Source organism: Stenotrophomonas bentonitica (assembly GCF_002887735.1).
Lineage (GTDB): Bacteria > Pseudomonadota > Gammaproteobacteria > Xanthomonadales > Xanthomonadaceae > Stenotrophomonas > Stenotrophomonas bentonitica_A.
Map to the genome: position 1 here is coordinate 559350 of NZ_PKQP01000001.1, position 17770 is coordinate 577119.

Genomic DNA, 17770 nt, shown 5'->3' on the forward strand with positions numbered 1-17770 from the left:
GGTCAGCCTTCGATCGTGTCCTTGAGCTGCTTAGCTTCGGCCATGTCCGGGTGGGTTTCCAGCAGTTTGCCGAGTACCGCGCGCGCCTGTGCCACCTCGCCCAGCCGCCAATGCGCCTGTGCGATGCCCAGCGGCAGCTGCGGTTCGCTCATGTACGGGGCGGCCAGCTGCATGATCGACAGCGCATCACGTACAGCCGCATCGTCCTGCGCGGCCTGCAGCTGGTAGTAGCCGAGCACGCCGATCAGCTGATCGTGATAGCCGGTACGGTTGCTGGCCAGCTCGCGCTTGACCGCCTCGCCTTCACCGGCCAGCAGCCGCTGCACCAGCGCCATGCTGGCCTCATCGCGCCACGGCGTGCGCGCGATCGGCGTGCGGCCGGTGGCCTGCACGATCGCCTCGGCCACGGCCGGTGTCGAATAGGGGTTCTGCCCGGTGATCAGGCGCCCGTCCACCACCAGCTTGGGCATCATCAGCGGCGCCTGCTCCCAGCGCGCGCCACGCTCGCGCAGCGCGGTTTCCAGCAGGAACGGAAACTCCTTCGCCCAGCGCTTGCCGAACACCCCTTCCTCTGCATTGGTGAAGCCGGTCATGCGGCGCCCGGCCACCAGCAGCGATCCGTCCGCCAGCCGCACGTCCACCAGTGCGGCCGGGCCGTGGCAGACCGCCGCGACCACCGCGCCACGGTCGTGCATCGTGCCGAGCAGCCCCCGCAGCGCGGGGTCGGCCGGCAGGTCGAACATCGCGCCCTTGCCACCGACGACGTAGACCGCCGCATAGTCGGCGGCGCTGAGGGTCGCGGTGGCGCGGGTATCGGCCAGCAGTGCGGCCGCGGCCGGATCGGCCAGGACGCGTGCGTTGAAGGGCTCCTCGGCGTTGAACTTGTCGGCCTCGACCGGTCCGCCTTGCGGGCTGGCGACCTGCACGGCCAGGCCGTTGTCGCGGAAGATCAGGTAGGCCTGCGCGAACTCGTCCATCTCGAAGCCGGGACGGGTCTTGCCCTGGTCGCGGCCTTCGCCGCTGACCACGATCAGCACGGTATCGGTGGCCGCAGGGCGGGCATGCACGGTGGAAACGGCCAGCAACATGGCCAGGGCGGCACCGGTGCGGCGCAGCAGGGACAGCATCATGGGCGACACTCCTTGGAAGGTGGCCCCAGCCTGCCGCGCCGATGTGAATCAGATTTCAAGCTGTCGCGCACGTACACGCAGCTGAACGACCTCACTGCGCCGGGCCGGGTCGATGGCTCCCCCGGCCCGAAGATGCGAAAATCCCTCCCCCTCCAGGGCAGGCCCCGCGCCAGCCGATTCCCGAGATACCGTGAAGACCCCCCAAGGCTTGCAGGCGCTGATCGACGACGGCGTGATCGATGAAGTGCTCCGCCCGCTCAAGAGCGGCAAGGAAGCAGCGGTATACGTGGTCCGCAGCGGCGACGACGTGCGCTGTGCCAAGGTCTACAAGGACATGGCCCAGCGCAGTTTCCAGCAGCGCGTGCAGTACCAGGAAGGCCGCAAGGTCCGTGGCAGCCGCGAAGCGCGCGCCGTGGGCAAGGCGAGCAATTACGGCCGCAAGCAGCAGGAAGCGGCCTGGAAGAACACCGAGGTCGAAGCGCTGTACCAGCTGCGCGATGCCGGCGTGCGCGTGCCCGAGCCGTACGGCTACTTCCACGGCGTGCTGGTGATGGAGCTGGTCACCGATGCCGAGGGCTATTCCGCCGCGCGCCTGGGCGAGGTCGAGCTCAGTCCTGAACAGGCCCGCGAGTTCCACCAGATCCTGGTCCGCCAGGTGGTGCGGATGCTGTGCTGCGGCCTGATCCACGGCGATCTGTCGCCGTACAACGTGCTGGTCGGCCCGGAAGGCCCGGTGGTGATCGATTTCCCGCAGGTGGTCAGTGCGGCGGGCAACAACGCCGCGCGCACGATGCTGCTGCGCGACGTCAACAACCTCACCGCCTATCTGGGCCGCTGGGCGCCGGAACTGCTGGAGACCTGGTACGGCGAAGAGATGTGGGCGCTGTTCGAGGCCGGCGACCTGCTGCCGGACAGCGTGCTGACCGGCGAATTCGAACAGGATGAAAGCAGCATCGACCTGGATGGCGTACGCCATGCCATCAACGATGCGCGCGAAGAAGCGCTGATCCGCCAGCAGGGTCGCGAGGCGGCGGAAGAGAACGACGACTGAGCCCGTCCGCCGGCAGCGTGCGCCGGCGGACGGGTTCGACCGGCACAACGCCCCGCCGACGCGGGGCGTTCCGGTTTACCCGGCGGGCCGCGCGATCATGCCGCCTGCAACGGCGCCGGCCGGACCCGCGCCGTGGCATCGGGTTCCAGGGTGAACACCGCCACCGACCCGGTCAGTGCGTGCGCCTGCTGCTCCAGCGCGCGGCTGGCGGCGGTGGCTTCTTCCACCAGCGCCGCATTCTGCTGGGTGACCTGGTCCATCTGCACCACCACCTGGTTGACCTGCTCGATGCCCGCGGCCTGTTCCTTGGTCGCCGCGGCGATGTCGCTCATCAGCTGGTTGGTGCGCGAACTGGCCTGGGTCAGGCGGGCGATCGCCGCTTCGGACTGCACCGTGACATTCAGCCCGGTCCTGACGTTGGCGCTGGCGTCGTCGATCAGCTCCTTGATCTCCTTGGCCGCGGTGCCGGCACGCTGGGCCAGGGTCCGGACCTCGGTGGCGACGACCGCGAAGCCGCGCCCGTTCTCGCCGGCGCGGGCCGCTTCCACCGCAGCGTTCAGCGCCAGGATATTGGTCTGGAACGCGATGCCGTCGATGACCGAGGAGATCTCGGCGATGCGCGCCGAGGACTGGTCGATCTGGCTCATCACCGCCGCCACCTGCGCGATCGCCTGCTCGGTCGCCTTGACCGCGGCACCGGCTGCATGGGCTTCAAGGTCGGCCTGGTTGGCCAGTTCGGCGTTCTGCCGGACCGTGGAGGTCAGCTCTTCCATCGACGCGGCCGCCTCCTCCAGATTGGCGGCCTGCTGCTCGGTGCGGCGCGACAGGTCATTGTGGCCGGCCGCCAGTTCCTGCGCGGCATCGTTGATGCTGCCGGCCGCGCCCTGGATCTGCCGCACGATGCCGGTCAACTGCCCGGCGGTCACCGTGGCATCGTCGCGCATCTGCGCGAACACACCCTCGTAGTGGCCCTCCATCCGCGCGGTCAGGTCGCCGGTGGAGATCGCGCGCAGCACCTGCGACAGGTCGGCGATGCTGCTCTGTGAACTGGCCATCATGCCGTTGAGCTGGGCCACCATGGCCCGGAACTGGAACTGGAAGGCCTGCTCGCTGCCGCGCACCGAGAAGTCACCGGCACGCGCGGCGGCGGCCAACGTCTCGATCTGCTGGTTGATCGCCATCAGGCTGTCCTTGACGTTGGCCATGGTGGTGGTCAACACGGCCTTCTCGCCGGGGTAGCTGTCCAGGTCGCGACTGAGGTCGCCGATCGCGTAGCGCTGCATCACCTCGACCATGTGGAACTCGACGGCGACGTGGGACCCGACCAACGCGTTCGTGGCGTGGATCATCCGCCCGAAATCGCCGGGGAAGGCCGTCTCATCCATGCGATGGCTGATGGCCCCGGCTTCATGCTGACGCGCCATGTCCAGCTGCGCGGCGATGGCGCCCTGGACGCTCTGCCGAACCGTGGCCATCGCGTTGCCGAGCTGGGTGATCTCATCGCGGCCGCCCAGATCCACGTCGTGGGCCAGATCACCCTTGGCCATCCGGTTGGCCAGACCGACGGCGCGGGCCAGCGGACCGGTCAGGCTGCGGCCGATCAGCACGGAGGCGGCGATGCCGACCACCAGCGCGATCACCCCCAGCACCAGCAACTGCAGCAGGGTCCGCTCACCTAGCCGGATCGCCTCGGCAGCGGCCTGGCGGCTTTGCTTTTCCTCGTAGACCACGCCATTGCTGAGCGCCTGGTTCCAGCCATTGGCCGCCTGCTGCACGGCGCCGAGGGTGAGCGCCGTGGCACCGGCAACATCGCCCTGCTGCAGCTGTTCGCTCATCTGCTTGTTGAGCGGACGCGCCACCGCGCGGGCTGCCGCGATGGCCTCGCCGATGGCCTTGTCCTCGGGCTGCGTGGGCAGCGCCTGGTAGGCGGCCCAGCTGGCTTCATAGCGCGCGACCAGTGCGGCGATGCGCGCTTCGTCATCGGCCAGACCGTCGCCCTGCCGGATCAGCATCTCCCGGCGCACGACCATCATCTGGTTGTTGGCATCGAGCATGTCCGAGAGCAGCCTCACCTTGGTCACGTTGACCTCGACCACCTGCTGCATCGCGCGCTTCTGCACGGCGCTGCCGGTCGCGCCGGTGGCCACGACGGCCGCCACCAGCAGCAACAACAGGCCAAAACCCATACCTAGACGCCAGACGACACTGACGTTGCGCAGATAATTCATGAGACATCCAAAAACGTGGGGGGTGGGCTGGTATCGGCGCCAGGGCCAGCGGCTTGACCGGCTAGCGTGATCACGCTGTGAATGGATTCACCTTAGGCGCGCCGCGTGCGCGTTCCCGTACGCCACTCAGCCGCGCGTCAGGGTTTTCACGGCGAGTGCGCACACCGGGCAGGCATGGTGGAAACACGTTCCCGCTGGAGTTGCCGATGTCCCTTCGCCTGCACCGAATCGCCCGCCTCACCGCGCTCGCCCTCGCCTTGGGAGCGTCCTCCGGCTGGGCGGTCGCACAGACGGCACCCGCGGCCACTCCCGCTGACACGGCCACCGCCAAGACACCCGTGGCGACCGGCGTCCGCTCTGATCTGCACGCGCAGGTGCTGCTGGATCGCGCCCATTTCTCGCCGGGGCAGATCGATGGCGAAGTCGGCTCGAACCAGAAACGCGCGGTCTCCGGCTTCCAGGCCGCGCGAGGATTGAAGGTCACCGGCGAACTGGACGATGCGACGTGGAAGGCCCTGCAGCCGGACAGCGCTCCGCCCTTGGTGCGCTATACGCTGACCGCCGAGGACGTTGCCGGCCCGTTCAACCCCGTGCCGAAGGGCCCGGCCGAACAGGCCAAGTTGAAAGCGCTCGGCTTCGGCTCGGTGGAAGAGGCGCTGGGCGAACGCTTCCATGCCTCGCCGGAACTGCTCAAAACCCTTAACCCGGGCGTGGACCTGGGCAAGGCCGGCAGTGTGATCCAGGTACCGAACATCTCCGTCACACCGTTGGCCAAGGCCAGCAAGCTGGTGATCGACAAATCCGACTCGACGCTGCGCCTGTTCGATGCCGACGGCAAGGTCTATGCGCAGTTCCCGGTTTCCTCGGGCAGCAGGCATGACCCGCTGCCGATCGGGAAGTGGAAGATCCTGGGCATTTCGCGCGATCCGACCTTCCACTACAACCCCAAGCTGTTCTGGGACGCCAAGGCCGGTGACAGCAAAGCGGTGCTGCCGCCCGGCCCGAACAACCCGGTCGGCGTGGTCTGGATCGATATCTCCAAGCCGCACTACGGCCTGCACGGCACCCCGGAGCCCGGCCACGTCGGCAAGACCGAATCGCACGGCTGCGTGCGCATGACCAACTGGGATGCGCTGCAGGTGGCCGACGCAGTGGATGCCTCCGTGCCGGTCGTGATGCAGGAGTAAGCAGATGAAGATCCTGCGACTGCTGGCGGTGGGCCTGGTCATCGGCGTGGTCGGGTACTGGCTGCTGGGGCCTGGCCCCTCTGCCCGCCTGGGAGCCGCCGAGCCGGCCAAGATAGGCTCGGCCACGAGTTCCACCCGCGCCGCACTCGATGCGCCACCGCCACCTGCTGCCACCCCGGCCCCGACGCCGGTACCGATCCAGACCACGCCCACACCGCCCGCGCCTGACGCGGGCGGTGCCGCACCGGCACCGGCAAACGCGGCCGGCGCCTTGCTGCTCCCGGTGCAGGGCATCGGTGCCGAGCAACTGCAGGACACCTTCACCGATGCACGCAGCGAAGGTCGCGTGCACGATGCGATCGACATCCTTGCGCCAAACGGCACGCCGGTGCTGGCGGTTGCCGATGGGACGGTCGAAAAGTTGTTCGACAGCGTGCGGGGCGGGCTGACCGTGTACCAGTTCGAGCCGAGCGGCCGCTACTGCTACTACTACGCGCACCTGGACCGCTATGCCGACGGTCTGGCCGAGAAGAAGACCATCAAGCGTGGCGAGGTGATCGGCTATGTCGGCAGCACCGGCAATGCCAGCCCCGACGCGCCGCACCTGCATTTCGAGATCCACGTACTGGGCCCGGAAAAGCAGTGGTGGAAAGGCGAATCCATCAACCCCTATCCGGTGCTGAAAGGTCAGCAGGCGCTCTGATCAACGGGGGCCGGGGGTAGCGTCCCGGATCGCCCGCGCCAGTTCCCAGGCACGGCCGCGCAGCGCATCCAGGCGGTCATTGAGTTCGCCAGCGTCTGCCTTCCACTGGAAGCGGCCGTTGCTGTAATCCTGGCCAAGCGCGAGGTCGTTGAAAGACCCCATGCCACCGTAGGCGCGCAGAAGGCTTTCCGGCGCGCCGGGATTGCCCTGCTCGAGCTGGGTGATGACGCGCCGCATCCAGTCCGCCCAGTGGCGTTCGCCGTCGCCGCGCAACAGCGCTTCAAGCTCGGATACCACCGCATGCAAGGCGCGGTTCGCGCTGCTCATGCCGATGCCCGCCTGATCTCCCGTTTCCATGCCGCCCCGGTGTCTCGTTGAGTGGCTGCACAGCATGCCATGGTGTCGATGGCGCGGGCGCGAACGTTGCGGTCAGCTGCCCGGGCGCACTCAGTAAAACTACTGGCGCGAATGCGGGAAATTGCCGTTGTCGCGGCCATCCACGCGGCGGACACTGGGCCCTGACGGCACGCCCTGCCCGTTCTGGAGAAGACCGTGACGATGTCCGCCCCCCGTATCGCCCTGCTCGTGTTGTCTGGCGTACTCGCAGCAGGTGCTGCCGCGGCGCAGGACCTGCCTGCCACCGCATCGGACCGCTTCGCGATGCTGGATCGCAATGGCGATGGCAAGGTCAGCCGTGATGAGTATGACGGTGACGCGTTCTTCCGTCTGGTCGATGCGGATCACAACTACCGCGTGAGCGTCGATGAAGTACAGGGGGTACTGGGACCGCAACGCGACGGTGAGTTCTCCGCTACCGAGTGGCTACGCATCGCCGACCAGAATGGTGACGGTGAACTGAGTGCCGAAGAGATGCGCCGCTCCTCGGAGATGCGTTTCCAACGGCTGGATGCGAACCAGGACGGCAACCTGGAGTTGTCCGAAGTACGGATGGGCATCGGCCAGCGCTGAGGCGCCCCGGCCACGAAAAAGCCCCGCTTTCGCGGGGCTTTTCCTGCACCTTCAGGCACTACCGGGCATGCCCGGCACGCCCGCGCCTGATCAGGCGAACGGGTCCTGCAGGACCATGGTGTGGTCGCGGTCCGGGCCGGTCGAGACGATGCTGACCGGGCAACCGGCCAGCTCTTCCAGCGCGCGCAGGTAAGCGCGGGCGGCCGGCGGCAGGTCATCCCAGTTGGTGATGCCGTGGGTGTTCTCGGTCCAGCCCGGGAACTCCAGGTACACCGGGGTGCATTCTTCCCAGCCCTGCGCGTCCAGCGGCGCGTACTCGGTACGCTTGCCACGGTATTCGTAGGCGATGCAGACCTTCAGCTTCTCCATGCCGTCGAGCACGTCCAGCTTGGTGATGCACAGGCCGCTGATGCCGTTGATGGCCACGGCGCGCTTGAGCGCGACGATGTCCATCCAGCCGCAGCGACGCGGGCGGCCGGTCGAAGCGCCGTACTCGGCACCGCGGTCGCGGATGCCCTGGCCGACTTCATCGTCCAGCTCGGTCGGGAACGGGCCACCGCCGACGCGGGTCGCGTAGGCCTTGGCGATGCCCAGCACGTAGTCGATCGCATCGGCGCCGACGCCGGCACCGGCCAGTGCACCACCCACGGTGGTGTTGGAGCTGGTGACGTACGGGTAGGTGCCGTGGTCGATGTCCAGCAGTGCGCCCTGGGCGCCTTCGAACAGCACGCGCTTACCCTGCTTGCGCAGGTCATGCAGGATGCCGGCGACGTCGGACTTCATCGGCTCGACGTATTCGCCGAAGGCCAGTGCTTCGTCGTAGGTCTTCTGGAAGTCGACCGCGTCGGTATTGAGGTACTTGGTCAGCACGAAGTTGTGGTAATCCAGCGCGGTGCGCAGGAGTTCTTCCAGCTGGGCCGGGTAATGCAGGTCGGCGATGCGGATGCCGCGACGCGCCACCTTGTCTTCATACGCCGGGCCGATGCCACGGCCGGTGGTGCCGATCGCCTTGCCGCCGGCAGCGCGTTCGCGCGCCTGGTCCAGAGCGATGTGGTACGGCATGATCAGCGGCGCGGCCGGGGAGATCTTCAGGCGCGAACGCACTTCCACGCCGGAGGTTTCCAGCTCGGCGATTTCCTTCTGCAGCGCGGCCGGCGAGATCACCACGCCGTTGCCGATCAGGCACAGCGCGTCTTCGCGCAGGATGCCCGACGGGATCAGGTGCAGCACGGTCTTCTTGCCATTGATGACAAGGGTGTGGCCGGCGTTGTGGCCGCCTTGGAAACGCACTACGGCACCGATTTCCTCGGTGAGCAGATCGACGATCTTGCCCTTGCCTTCATCGCCCCACTGGGCACCAAGCACTACGACAGACTGACCCATGACGGGCTCCTCATATGTTGCGGCCATCGGGGCCGCGGACGGGTAAACCGTGGCAGGGCTGGCCAGCGCGGTGATGGCGGCTCCAAACGGGGAGCGGCCGGCGATGGAAGGCCCAGACACGGAAAAAGCCGAACGGGGAGGCCCGTCCGGCTTTTTTGCATTATCCGGGTTTCCCTGGGCAGGTGCCACCCCGCTGGCGGCCCGTGTTGGCAACCGGTCAGGACGGGCCCACCGGGTAGTGCCGGCCGCTGGCCGGCTCCCGACCATGGCTGGGGAGCCGGCCAGCGGCCGGCACTACCCGGTCAGAGGCGGGGCAGAGCGGAGCCGGCCAGTGGCCGGCATTACCGGGTCAGGGGCCGGGCAACGCCCTACGCTATGCGTGACGGATCCACCAGAGCGTGGTCAGGCCGGCCAGCAGGATCACCCCGCCCCACGCACGCAGGGCGCTGCTGCGCAGCATCAACAGCTGCTCGGCCATGCGCTTCCAGGCCAACGGGGCGGCGAACAGGAACAGGCCTTCCAGCACGGCGACCAGGCACAGCGCCGAGAACAACTCTTTCATGACATCTCCACAAACAAAACGGGGACCCGGTCTGCACCGGGTCCCCGTGGATGACTACCGCCTGCGGCCTCAGCGATCGCTCTTGAGGTACTGCAGGAACGGGTCGTTCTTGTCGAGCACGATCACGCCGTTGCCGTCGGTCATGGAGCCACGGTAGGCCTCCAGGCTGCGGTAGAAGGCGTAGAACGACGGGTCGGCCGAGCCGGCCTTGCCGTAGATGCGGGCGGCATCGGCATCGCCGGCACCGCGCAGCTGCTGGGCGTCGCGCTCGGCTTCGGCCACGATCACGGTGCTCTCGCGGTCGGCCTGGGCACGGATGGTCAGCGACTGCTCTTCACCCTCGGCGCGCAGCTTGGCTGCTTCCTGCTTGCGCTGGGCGCGCATGCGCTCGTACACATCGTTGATCACCTGGCTGTCGGTCGGCAGGTCGATCTGCTTGATGCGCAGGTCGATGATCTGCATGCCGAGCGCCTTGACCGACTCGTTGATGCCGGTCAGCTGGTTGGCGATCAGTTCGCTGCGATCCCCGGAGACCAGCTGCTGCAACGAACGCGAGTTGATCTGGTTGCGCAGCGAGTCGGTGATGATCGGGGCCAGACGGGCGTTGGCCACGCGGGCATCGCCGCCGGTCGCACGGAAGTACGCGCGCACGTCGGAGATGTAACCGATGGCGAAGAAGTCGACGCTGACGTCCTTCTGCTCGGCGGTGAAGTAACGCGCCGGGGCGGTATCGAGCACCTGGAAGCGGCGATCGAACACGCGCACCGTCTCCACCAGCGGCACCTTGAAGTGCAGGCCCGGCTTGATGTCCGCACGGACCACCTTGCCCAGGTTCAGCACCATCGCGGTCTGGTCCTCACGGACCACGTAGACCGAACCCAGCAGGCCGAGCAGGACCGCTACGGCCAGACCAATCCACAGTGAACTTCTCATCGGCTGCCCTCCTCACGACCGGTCGGGCGCGTCGTCGGACGCTCCGCATTGCGAACGCCATCCACGGCCGTGCTGGCAGGCAGCGACGGCAGCATGACTTCCGGGGTCACCGCCGGAGCGGCGTTGGTGCTGGTGCGGGTGTCGCCCGGCATCGGCACGTAGATCAGCTGGCGGCCATCGCCGCCGATGATCTTGCGGTTCTCCGAGAGCACCGTCTGCACCGTTTCCAGCCACAGGCGCTTGCGGGTGACTTCCGGGGCGTCCTTGTACTGGGCCTGCAGCAGGCTGAAGCGCTCGGCATCACCCTCGGCCTTGGCAACCACGGCCTGCTTGTAGCCTTCAGCGGTGGTCCGGGCCCGCGAGGCCTGGCCGCGCGCTTCCGGGACCACCTTGGCCGCATAAGCCTGGGCTTCGTTGATCAGCCGCTCCTTGACCTGCTGGGCACCGTTGACCTCGTCAAAGGCCGGCTTGACCTCCTCGGGCGGGCGGGCATCGGGCAGGGTCAGGCCGGTCACCGACAGACCGGTGCGGTAGATGCCGAGCGAGGCCTGCAGGCGCTCTTCGGCGGCCACGGCCAGCGGGCCACGGTTGTTGAGCACGTTGTTGAGGTCGGCACGACCCACCTGCTCACGCACCGCGCTCTGCGCGGTCTGCTCCAGCACCTGGTCGGCATCGACCGAGCCGAACAGGTACAGGCGCGGATCATCGATGCGGTACTGGACGTTGAGCGAGACGTTGACGATGTTCTCGTCGCGGGTCAGGACCGGCACCTGGCTGCTGAACGTCTTGATCTCGGTGGCATTGACCTTGGTGACCGATTCCAGCGGCCAGGGCAGCTTGAAGTTGGGGCCAGGCTGCAGGATGCGATGGAACTGGCCGAAGCGCAGGACCACACCGCGTTGCTGTTCGCCGATCAGCTGGAAGCTGGAGAACAGCAGCAGCAACACCGCAGCCACCGCGACCCAGCGCAGGATGCCGCCATCGAACAGGTCTTTCAACGGACCGGGCAAACCGCCCCAACCGCCGCCATTGCCGCCACCGCGAGGACCGAACGGCCCACGTCGATTCTCGTCGGGGCCTTGTCCGCCCTTGTTGCCGCCGGGTGTATTCCAGGCCATGCACGCTCCATCAAGGTAAGGTTGCCTGCGGGCCACTCCCGCACCGTCAACCGTTAAAACGTTGTCGATTCTACTAGATGGGGCAGATCGACAGGATTGGAAGGGGTCACGCATCTCCGGGAACGATTCATAACCGCAGCGGGTAAGGTAGTGGTTTCCCCCCGTCAGGCATCTTCATGGCAATTCCCGACCGGTTCAACGCCTTCCGCATCCACCAGGACGATACCGGCTACCACGCCGGGCTGGAACCGATCGGGCTGGCGCAGCTCAACCCGGGCGAGGTGGTGATCCGCGCGCACTGGTCCTCCGTCAACTATAAAGATGCGTTGGCTGGCACCGGCAAGGGCAGGATCCTGCGGCGTTTCCCGCTGGTCGGCGGCATCGACGTGGCAGGCACGGTGGTCGCCTCGACCGATCCGGCCTGCCGCGAGGGTGATGCGGTGCTCGCCACCGGCTGCGGGCTGAGCGAGACCCGCGATGGCGGCTACAGCCCGTATGTGCGCCTGGCCGCCAGCGCGGTGATCCGGCAACCGACGGGACTGACCCCGCGCGAGGCGATGATCCTGGGCACGGCCGGCTTCACCGCCGCACTGGCCCTGGTGCGGATGCTGGACAACCGGCAGACCCCTGCCCACGGGCCGCTGGCCGTGACCGGGGCCACCGGCGGGGTCGGCTCGCTGGCGGTGGACATCTTTACCCGGGCGGGCTTCGAGGTGCATGCGATCAGTGGCAAGCCCGACCAGGCCGACTACCTGCGTGGCCTGGGTGCGCGCGAGGTCCTGCCGCGTGAGGTGCTGGCAACCACCCGCCCGATGGAGTCGGCGCGCTTCGGCGGTGGGCTGGACAACGCGGGTGGCGCGATGCTGACCAGCCTGCTGGCCCAGACCGTGCCTTACGGGTCCGTGGTCAGTGCCGGCCTGGCCGCCAGCGCGGAGCTGGAGATGACGGTGATGCCTTTCATCATCCGCGGCGTGTCGCTGATCGGGGTGTCTTCCTCCAGTGCACCGCGCGAGCTGCGCGAAGCGGTCTGGGAGAAGCTGGGTGGTGCGTGGAAGCCGGCGCATCTGGACGCGATCTGTACGGGCGAAATCGGGCTGGATGGCCTGCCGGCGGCGTTCGATACCCTGCTTGCGGGCGGCAACCACGGCCGCACGGTGGTACGAATCGACTGAGCGTGGCAGCCGGGCGACGGACGGCACGCCCGGCGCTTCACGACGGCGCGATGCCCGCACTACACTGCGGGCATCACACGGGGAACACCATGGCACGCATTCTGATCGTCGACGATTCACCGTCGCAGCTGTTGGGGATACAGCGGATCGTCGAGAAACTCGGGCACCAGATCCTGACCGCCACCGACGGCGCGGCCGGGGTGGAAGCGGCCAAGGCCGAGCTGCCCGATCTGGTGCTGATGGACGTGGTGATGCCCAACCTCAACGGTTTCCAGGCGACCCGGACGCTGGCCCGCGACGCCTCGACCAGGCACATTCCGGTGATCCTGGTGACCACCAAGGACCAGGACACCGACCGCATGTGGGGCATGCGGCAGGGGGCGAAGGCCTACATCACCAAGCCGTTCTCCGAAGACGAGCTGTCGGAGGTGCTGGAGCGCGTTTTCAGCCACCAGGAACCGCCGACGGCGTGATGCCGATGCCTCACACCTTCTCGCCGAAGGCCTTGGCCAGCGCCTTGTAGGCCTTCTTCTGCGCCTCATCGGTGGGCGCCGGTGCGATGATTTCCAGCTCCACGATCTGATCGCCATCCGGGTTGCCCGGCAGGCCACGGCCACGCAGGCGCAGCTTGCGCCCGGCATCGGACTCTGCCGGCACCTTCAGGTCCACCGCACCGCCCAGGGTCGGCACGCTGATGCTGGTCCCCAGCGCGGCCTGCCACGGGGTCACCTGCAGGGTGTACAGAATGTTGCGGCCATCCACCTCGAACTGCGGGTGCTCGGCGTATTCCACTTCCAGCAGCAGGTTGCCGCCACCGGTGCCCTGCCCGGTCAGGCGGATCACCTGGCCCGGGCGGATGCCCTTGGGCACGCGCACATCCAGCTGCTTGCCGCCCACGTTGATGCGCAGGCTGTCGCCCTGATAGGCCGCTTCCAACGGCACCGACAGCTTGGCGCGGGTATCGCGGGTCGGCTGCGGCCCCTGGCTGGCGCCGCCGAAGCCACTGGCGCGACCACCGCCACCGCCGCGCTGGCGCGCGAACAGGCTCTCGAAGAAATCGCTGAAGCCGCCGCCACCGGCGCCGCCCCCGAACACCTCTTCGAAGTCATAGCCCTGGCCACCGCCATAGTTCGGCGGGGTATGGAACTCCTCGCCGGGCCGGTAGCCCTGCGCCTTGAGCTGGTCATAGGCCGCGCGCTTCTGCGGATCGCGCAGCGCCTCGTAAGCCTCGTTGACCGCCTTGAATTTGTCCTCGGCCCCGGCTTCCTTGCTCACATCCGGGTGGTACTTGCGCGCCAGCCGGCGGTAAGCAGTCTTGATCTCAGCATCGCCCGCGGTGGGTTCCACCCCGAGCGTGGCGTAGTAATCCTTGAATTCCATCCAAACACCTCGACTAAGTTCGGCCACCCGCGTGGGCGGGCGCCGTCCGCGCAATTCTAGCCGCTGCGGACCGGCCCACCGTGACGCCGGGCGCGAATGATCCTGCGCAATGCGGCGGACATCCCAGCCGGCTACGCTGCCCCGGTAGCGCGCCTCTCCCGCTCCAGATGGGTCTGCACGTCCGGTTTTCAACGTGTTGACATGGCCATCCCATGCCCCTCACTACCCTGCCTGTGTCCAAGGAGTCCGCATGACCATCCACGTTGGCGACCGCATTCCCGAAGTCACCCTCAAGCGCATCCGCGAGGGCATGGAGACCATCGACACCCATGCCCTGTTCGATTCGCGCAAGGCGGTGCTGTTCGGCGTGCCCGGCGCATTCACCCCGACCTGTTCGGCCCGGCACCTGCCCGGCTTCATCGAGCAGTTCCCCGAGTTCCGCCACCGCGGGATCGAAGTGTTCTGCATGGCGGTCAACGATCCGTTCGTGATGAAGGCCTGGGGCGAGAGCCAGCAGGTGCCCGACGGCCTGCAGCTGTTGTCCGACGGCAATGGCGAGTTCACCCGGGCCCTCGGCCTCGAGATGGATGCCAGCAGCTCCGGGATGGGCATCCGCTCGCGCCGCTTCGCGCTGTACGTCGAAGACGGTGTCGTGCGCGAAACCTTCATCGAGGAACCCGGAAAATTCGAGGTGTCTTCGGCCCAGTACGTGCTGGAGCATCTCCCCCGCTAGACCCACGCAACAGAGGAACCCGGCCAGCCATGTCAACGCCAGCCAAGAACACCCCCAACAACGCCCGCCCGCCGGGCATCAGCGACACCGCCACCCTGCGTGCCAAGGCCCGCAAGGACATCGAAGATGGCGCGATCACCGACAGCTACAGCGCCGACCGCAAGGCGGTGATCAAGCTGCTCAACGATGCGCTCGCCACCGAGTACGTCTGCGTGCTGCGCTACTACCGCCATTACTTCATGGCCAAGGGCATGCTCGCCGATTCGATCAAGGCCGAGTTCCTGGAACACGCACAGCAGGAACAGGCGCATGCCGGCAAGCTGGCCGAACGCATCGTGCAGCTGGGCGGCGAGCCGGATCTGAACCCGGATACGCTCACCGCGCGCTCGCATGCCGAGTACAAGGAAGGCAGCGACCTGCGCGACATGGTCCGCGAGAACCTGATTGCCGAGCGCATCGCGATCGACAGCTACCGCGAGATGATCAACTTCGTCGGCGACAAGGACACCACGACCAAGCGCATCCTCGAAGAGATCCTCGCGCAGGAAGAAGAGCACGCCGACGAATTCGCCGATCTGCTGGACGGCTGGATCGGCGAGTAACGCCAGCCGCATGCCGACTCTTGGCCCTGTAGTGCCGGCCGCTGGCCGGCTCCTGACGCTGTAGTGCCGGCCGCTGGCCGGCTCCTGCAGCATCCGAACGGCGTGCAGTGCCGGCCAGCGGCCGGCACTACCGTTCATGGTGTGATGCCGGCCAGCGGCCGGCACTACCGTTGATGGGATGATGCCGGCCAGCGGCCGGCACTACCCGATCGCGGGCAGCAACCCGTCAGCGCAGGATCCGGAACCGCACCTGCGTCCACGCACCATCGGCGGCCAGCGCGGTCAGCGTGTGCTCACCCACCTCGTCGAAATCGCGCTGGAACAGCCGCGCGCCTTCAGTGCGGGCGATCCAGCGGTCATCCAGCAGCCAATCCACGGTCGTTTCATTGCCCAGTGCACGCAGTTGCAGGCGAACGCCGCGCTCGGCATTCGGCGCGCGTGCGAGGGTGGCGCGGTCGTTGAGCCCCTCGATATGCAGCGTCCCACCACTCTCTCGACCATCGTCGCTGCAGTCCGGGGACAACGCAGGCAACTGCGAGGCCTGACGCTGCGCGTGCGGCAACCACGGCGACAACAGCGCCGGCCAGCGCGCGATCTCACGCGACTCCGCCGCATGCGGTCGGCTGCACTCCGGCGACAGCCGCAGCCCCGTGCGCGCATCCACCTGGAACCGCTGCAGACCCGGCTGCCACAGCCGCGCCTCGCGCTCGGCGAAGGTCGGCGGCACCGCCCCATCGAGCACGAACGCCGGCATCCGCCGCTGGCACAGCGCGGGCGCCATCTGCTCGGCCAGACCACCGGTCGGCCAGCAGATATCGGCCTGCGCCACGCTCGCCGGCATCGGCGCCGCACGGGCATCGCCGGCCTGGCGCGGCAGACTGTCGACCACCTCGAACATCAGCGGCAACGCGGTCACCGCGCCGTACTGCCCGGGCAGCGGCGTGCCATCCGGGCGCCCCACCCACACACCTACCGTGTAATGGCGCGTCGTGCCGATCGCCCAGGCATCGCGGTAGCCGTAGCTGGTGCCGGTCTTCCAGGCCACACGTGGGCGGCCGGTGACATCGAAGGTGCCGGTGCCGTAGCCCGGGCGGGGATTGGACTCGAGCACCTCGCGGGTGATCCACGCCGCGCCGGGGGACATCAGGCGGCGCTCGATCACCGCATCCCCGGCGGTATAACGCACCCGCCCGGCGATACCGTTGCGGTTGAACGCGGCGAAGGTGCCGACCAGATCCTCCAGCCGCGCGCCGGTGCCGCCGAGAATCAGCGAGAGATTGGGCGCACTGCCGTGCGGAAAGCGCAGATTGATGCCCGCATGCGACAGGCGTGCCGCGAAGCGCGCCGAGCCGACGCGATCCAGCAGGTCCACCGCCGGCACATTGAGTGACAGCCGCAGCGCCGTGGCGGCACTGACCGGCCCGTTGAAGGCCGCATCGAAGTTGCCCGGCCGATACCCGCCGAAGCTCTGCGGCGCATCCACCATCAGGCTTTCCGAATGGATCAGGCCATCATCCAGCGCCATGCCGTACAGGAACGGTTTCAGCGTTGAGCCCGGTGAGCGCCACGCCTGCACCATGTCCACATGGCCGAGCCGCTGTTTGTCGCCGAACGCCACCGAACCGACGTAGGCACGTGCCTCCAGTGTGCGGTTGTCCACCACCAGCAACGCCGCCGAGGTGCGCTCGGGCAGCTGTGAAAAGTAGGACGACACACGCTCTTCCAGCGTGCGCTGCAGGCCGATATCCAGCGTGCTCTCGATCCGCGCCACCCGCGGCTGCGCCGAGCGCAGGCGCTGGGCCAACAATGCCGCATGCAGCGGAGGCTGCAGCGCGCGCGTGACCACCGGCTCGATGCGCGCATCGTCGACCTCCTCGCGTGACCACACGCCGAGCGACACCATCCGCTCCAGCACCTTGTCGCGCGCACGCTGCGCCGCCTCCGGATGGCGGTCCGGACGCAACCGGCTGGGCGACTGTGGCAACACCGCCAGCAGCGCCGCCTCGGCATGCGACAGCTGCGAGGCTGGCTTGCCCAGGTAGGCCCAGCTCGCCGCCTCCACGCCTTCGATGGTGCCACCGTAGGGCGCGCGCTCCAGGTACAGCGCCAGGATCTGCGCCTTGCTCAGATGCAGCTCCAGCTGCACCGCGCGCAGCAGCTGCTTGGCTTTGCCCCACGGCGTGCGGCTATGCGGATCGAGAATGCGGGCGACCTGCATGGTCAGGGTCGAGCCGCCGGAGACGATCCGCTGCTCGAACAGCCACTGCTTGCCGGCCCGCAACAGCCCCCACGGATTGATGCCCGGATGCCGCCAGAACCAGCGGTCTTCGTAGTTCAGCAGGGCCTGCAGATACAGCGGCGAGACGCTGTCGGCGGAGGCCGGGTAGCGCCACACCCCGTCCGCGTCGGCGAAGGCGCGCAGCGGCGTGCCATCACGCGCGACCACCAGGGTGCTGGTGTCGCGCTGCCTGGGCAGCGGGGGTGGAAACGCGAGATCCAGCACCAGCAGCAGCGTGAGCACGGCGGCCGTGCCCCATCGCAGGCAGGGCAGTACGTTGCGTCGCACGGAGGTCCACGACCGCTTGGAAAAGAGAGACGTCATCGGCTCAGCAGCAAGGC

Annotated in this window: 17 protein-coding genes; 8 read left to right on the plus strand and 9 right to left on the minus strand. The window is 67.8% G+C overall.

The features are described from left to right. Positions 1-2: 2 nt before the first annotated feature. A complete protein-coding gene (locus tag C0R07_RS02525; RefSeq protein ID WP_102788113.1) occupies positions 3-1130 on the minus strand; it encodes a DJ-1/PfpI family protein in 1128 nt (375 codons plus the stop codon). A 190-nt stretch (positions 1131-1320) separates the two neighbouring features. On the opposite strand from C0R07_RS02525, the gene C0R07_RS02530 reads away from it, so the two are divergent. After that, positions 1321-2181 (plus strand): PA4780 family RIO1-like protein kinase, encoded by an 861-nt coding sequence (locus tag C0R07_RS02530; protein WP_046273976.1) that lies wholly within the window; start codon positions 1321-1323, stop codon positions 2179-2181. Between the two features lie 95 nt (positions 2182-2276). On the opposite strand, the gene C0R07_RS02535 is transcribed toward C0R07_RS02530, so the two are convergent. Beyond that, positions 2277-4409: a methyl-accepting chemotaxis protein gene (locus C0R07_RS02535; RefSeq protein WP_102788114.1), complete on the minus strand. Its 2133-nt coding sequence runs from the start codon at positions 4407-4409 to the stop codon at positions 2277-2279. Positions 4410-4615: 206 nt separating this feature from the next. Here C0R07_RS02535 and C0R07_RS02540 point away from each other — a divergent pair, with 206 nt between their 5' ends. Together C0R07_RS02540 and C0R07_RS02545 are read left to right on the plus strand one after the other, a co-directional pair. Next, positions 4616-5596, plus strand: a complete 981-nt coding sequence (locus tag C0R07_RS02540; RefSeq protein ID WP_070470434.1) for a L,D-transpeptidase family protein — start codon at positions 4616-4618, stop codon at positions 5594-5596. A gap of 4 nt (positions 5597-5600) precedes the next feature. Further along, on the plus strand, positions 5601-6299 hold the full coding sequence (locus C0R07_RS02545) for a M23 family metallopeptidase (protein ID WP_102788115.1): 699 nt from the start codon (positions 5601-5603) through the stop codon (positions 6297-6299). Here C0R07_RS02545 and C0R07_RS02550 read toward each other — a convergent pair whose 3' ends face one another. Beyond that, positions 6300-6626: a DUF6966 domain-containing protein gene (locus tag C0R07_RS02550; RefSeq protein ID WP_102788116.1), complete on the minus strand. Its 327-nt coding sequence runs from the start codon at positions 6624-6626 to the stop codon at positions 6300-6302. It abuts the gene before it with no gap. A gap of 231 nt (positions 6627-6857) precedes the next feature. Here C0R07_RS02550 and C0R07_RS02555 point away from each other — a divergent pair, with 231 nt between their 5' ends. Continuing rightward, entirely contained in the window at positions 6858-7268 is a 411-nt protein-coding gene (locus C0R07_RS02555; RefSeq protein ID WP_102788117.1) for an EF-hand domain-containing protein, read from the plus strand. Positions 7269-7358: 90 nt separating this feature from the next. Here the strand turns inward: C0R07_RS02555 and C0R07_RS02560 are convergent, their stop codons facing one another. From C0R07_RS02560 to hflK, 4 genes are all read right to left on the minus strand, one after another. Further along, positions 7359-8651, minus strand: coding sequence for an adenylosuccinate synthase (locus tag C0R07_RS02560; RefSeq protein ID WP_019183490.1), 1293 nt, complete (start codon positions 8649-8651; stop codon positions 7359-7361). Between the two features lie 373 nt (positions 8652-9024). After that, positions 9025-9213 carry a DUF2065 domain-containing protein gene (locus tag C0R07_RS02565; RefSeq protein ID WP_070471394.1) on the minus strand — a complete coding sequence of 63 codons (189 nt, stop codon included), beginning with the start codon at positions 9211-9213 and terminating at the stop codon, positions 9025-9027. Between the two features lie 69 nt (positions 9214-9282). Next, entirely contained in the window at positions 9283-10146 is an 864-nt protein-coding gene (hflC, locus tag C0R07_RS02570) for a protease modulator HflC (protein ID WP_019186091.1), read from the minus strand. Further along, the gene (hflK, locus tag C0R07_RS02575; RefSeq protein ID WP_070471393.1) at positions 10143-11264 is read right to left on the minus strand and encodes an FtsH protease activity modulator HflK; all 1122 of its coding nucleotides are present in this window, start codon (positions 11262-11264) and stop codon (positions 10143-10145) included. The genes hflC and hflK overlap by 4 nt, the downstream gene beginning before the upstream one ends. Positions 11265-11440: 176 nt before the next feature. On the opposite strand from hflK, the gene C0R07_RS02580 reads away from it, so the two are divergent. Both C0R07_RS02580 and pilH read left to right on the plus strand, forming a co-directional pair. Beyond that, on the plus strand, positions 11441-12436 hold the full coding sequence (locus C0R07_RS02580; RefSeq protein ID WP_070471391.1) for a YhdH/YhfP family quinone oxidoreductase: 996 nt from the start codon (positions 11441-11443) through the stop codon (positions 12434-12436). Positions 12437-12525: 89 nt separating this feature from the next. After that, the gene (pilH, locus tag C0R07_RS02585) at positions 12526-12909 is read left to right on the plus strand and encodes a twitching motility response regulator PilH (RefSeq protein WP_019186088.1); all 384 of its coding nucleotides are present in this window, start codon (positions 12526-12528) and stop codon (positions 12907-12909) included. Between the two features lie 10 nt (positions 12910-12919). Here pilH and C0R07_RS02590 read toward each other — a convergent pair whose 3' ends face one another. Then, positions 12920-13816: a DnaJ C-terminal domain-containing protein gene (locus C0R07_RS02590; RefSeq protein WP_102788118.1), complete on the minus strand. Its 897-nt coding sequence runs from the start codon at positions 13814-13816 to the stop codon at positions 12920-12922. Positions 13817-14066: 250 nt separating this feature from the next. Between C0R07_RS02590 and C0R07_RS02595 the strand changes: the two genes are divergently transcribed. Continuing rightward, positions 14067-14549: a peroxiredoxin gene (locus C0R07_RS02595; RefSeq protein WP_102788119.1), complete on the plus strand. Its 483-nt coding sequence runs from the start codon at positions 14067-14069 to the stop codon at positions 14547-14549. Between the two features lie 29 nt (positions 14550-14578). Beyond that, on the plus strand, positions 14579-15151 hold the full coding sequence (locus tag C0R07_RS02600) for a ferritin-like domain-containing protein (RefSeq protein WP_102788120.1): 573 nt from the start codon (positions 14579-14581) through the stop codon (positions 15149-15151). Positions 15152-15377: 226 nt separating this feature from the next. Here the strand turns inward: C0R07_RS02600 and pbpC are convergent, their stop codons facing one another. Further along, a complete protein-coding gene (pbpC, locus tag C0R07_RS02605; RefSeq protein ID WP_102788121.1) occupies positions 15378-17753 on the minus strand; it encodes a penicillin-binding protein 1C in 2376 nt (791 codons plus the stop codon). Between the last annotated feature and the right edge of the window lie 17 nt (positions 17754-17770).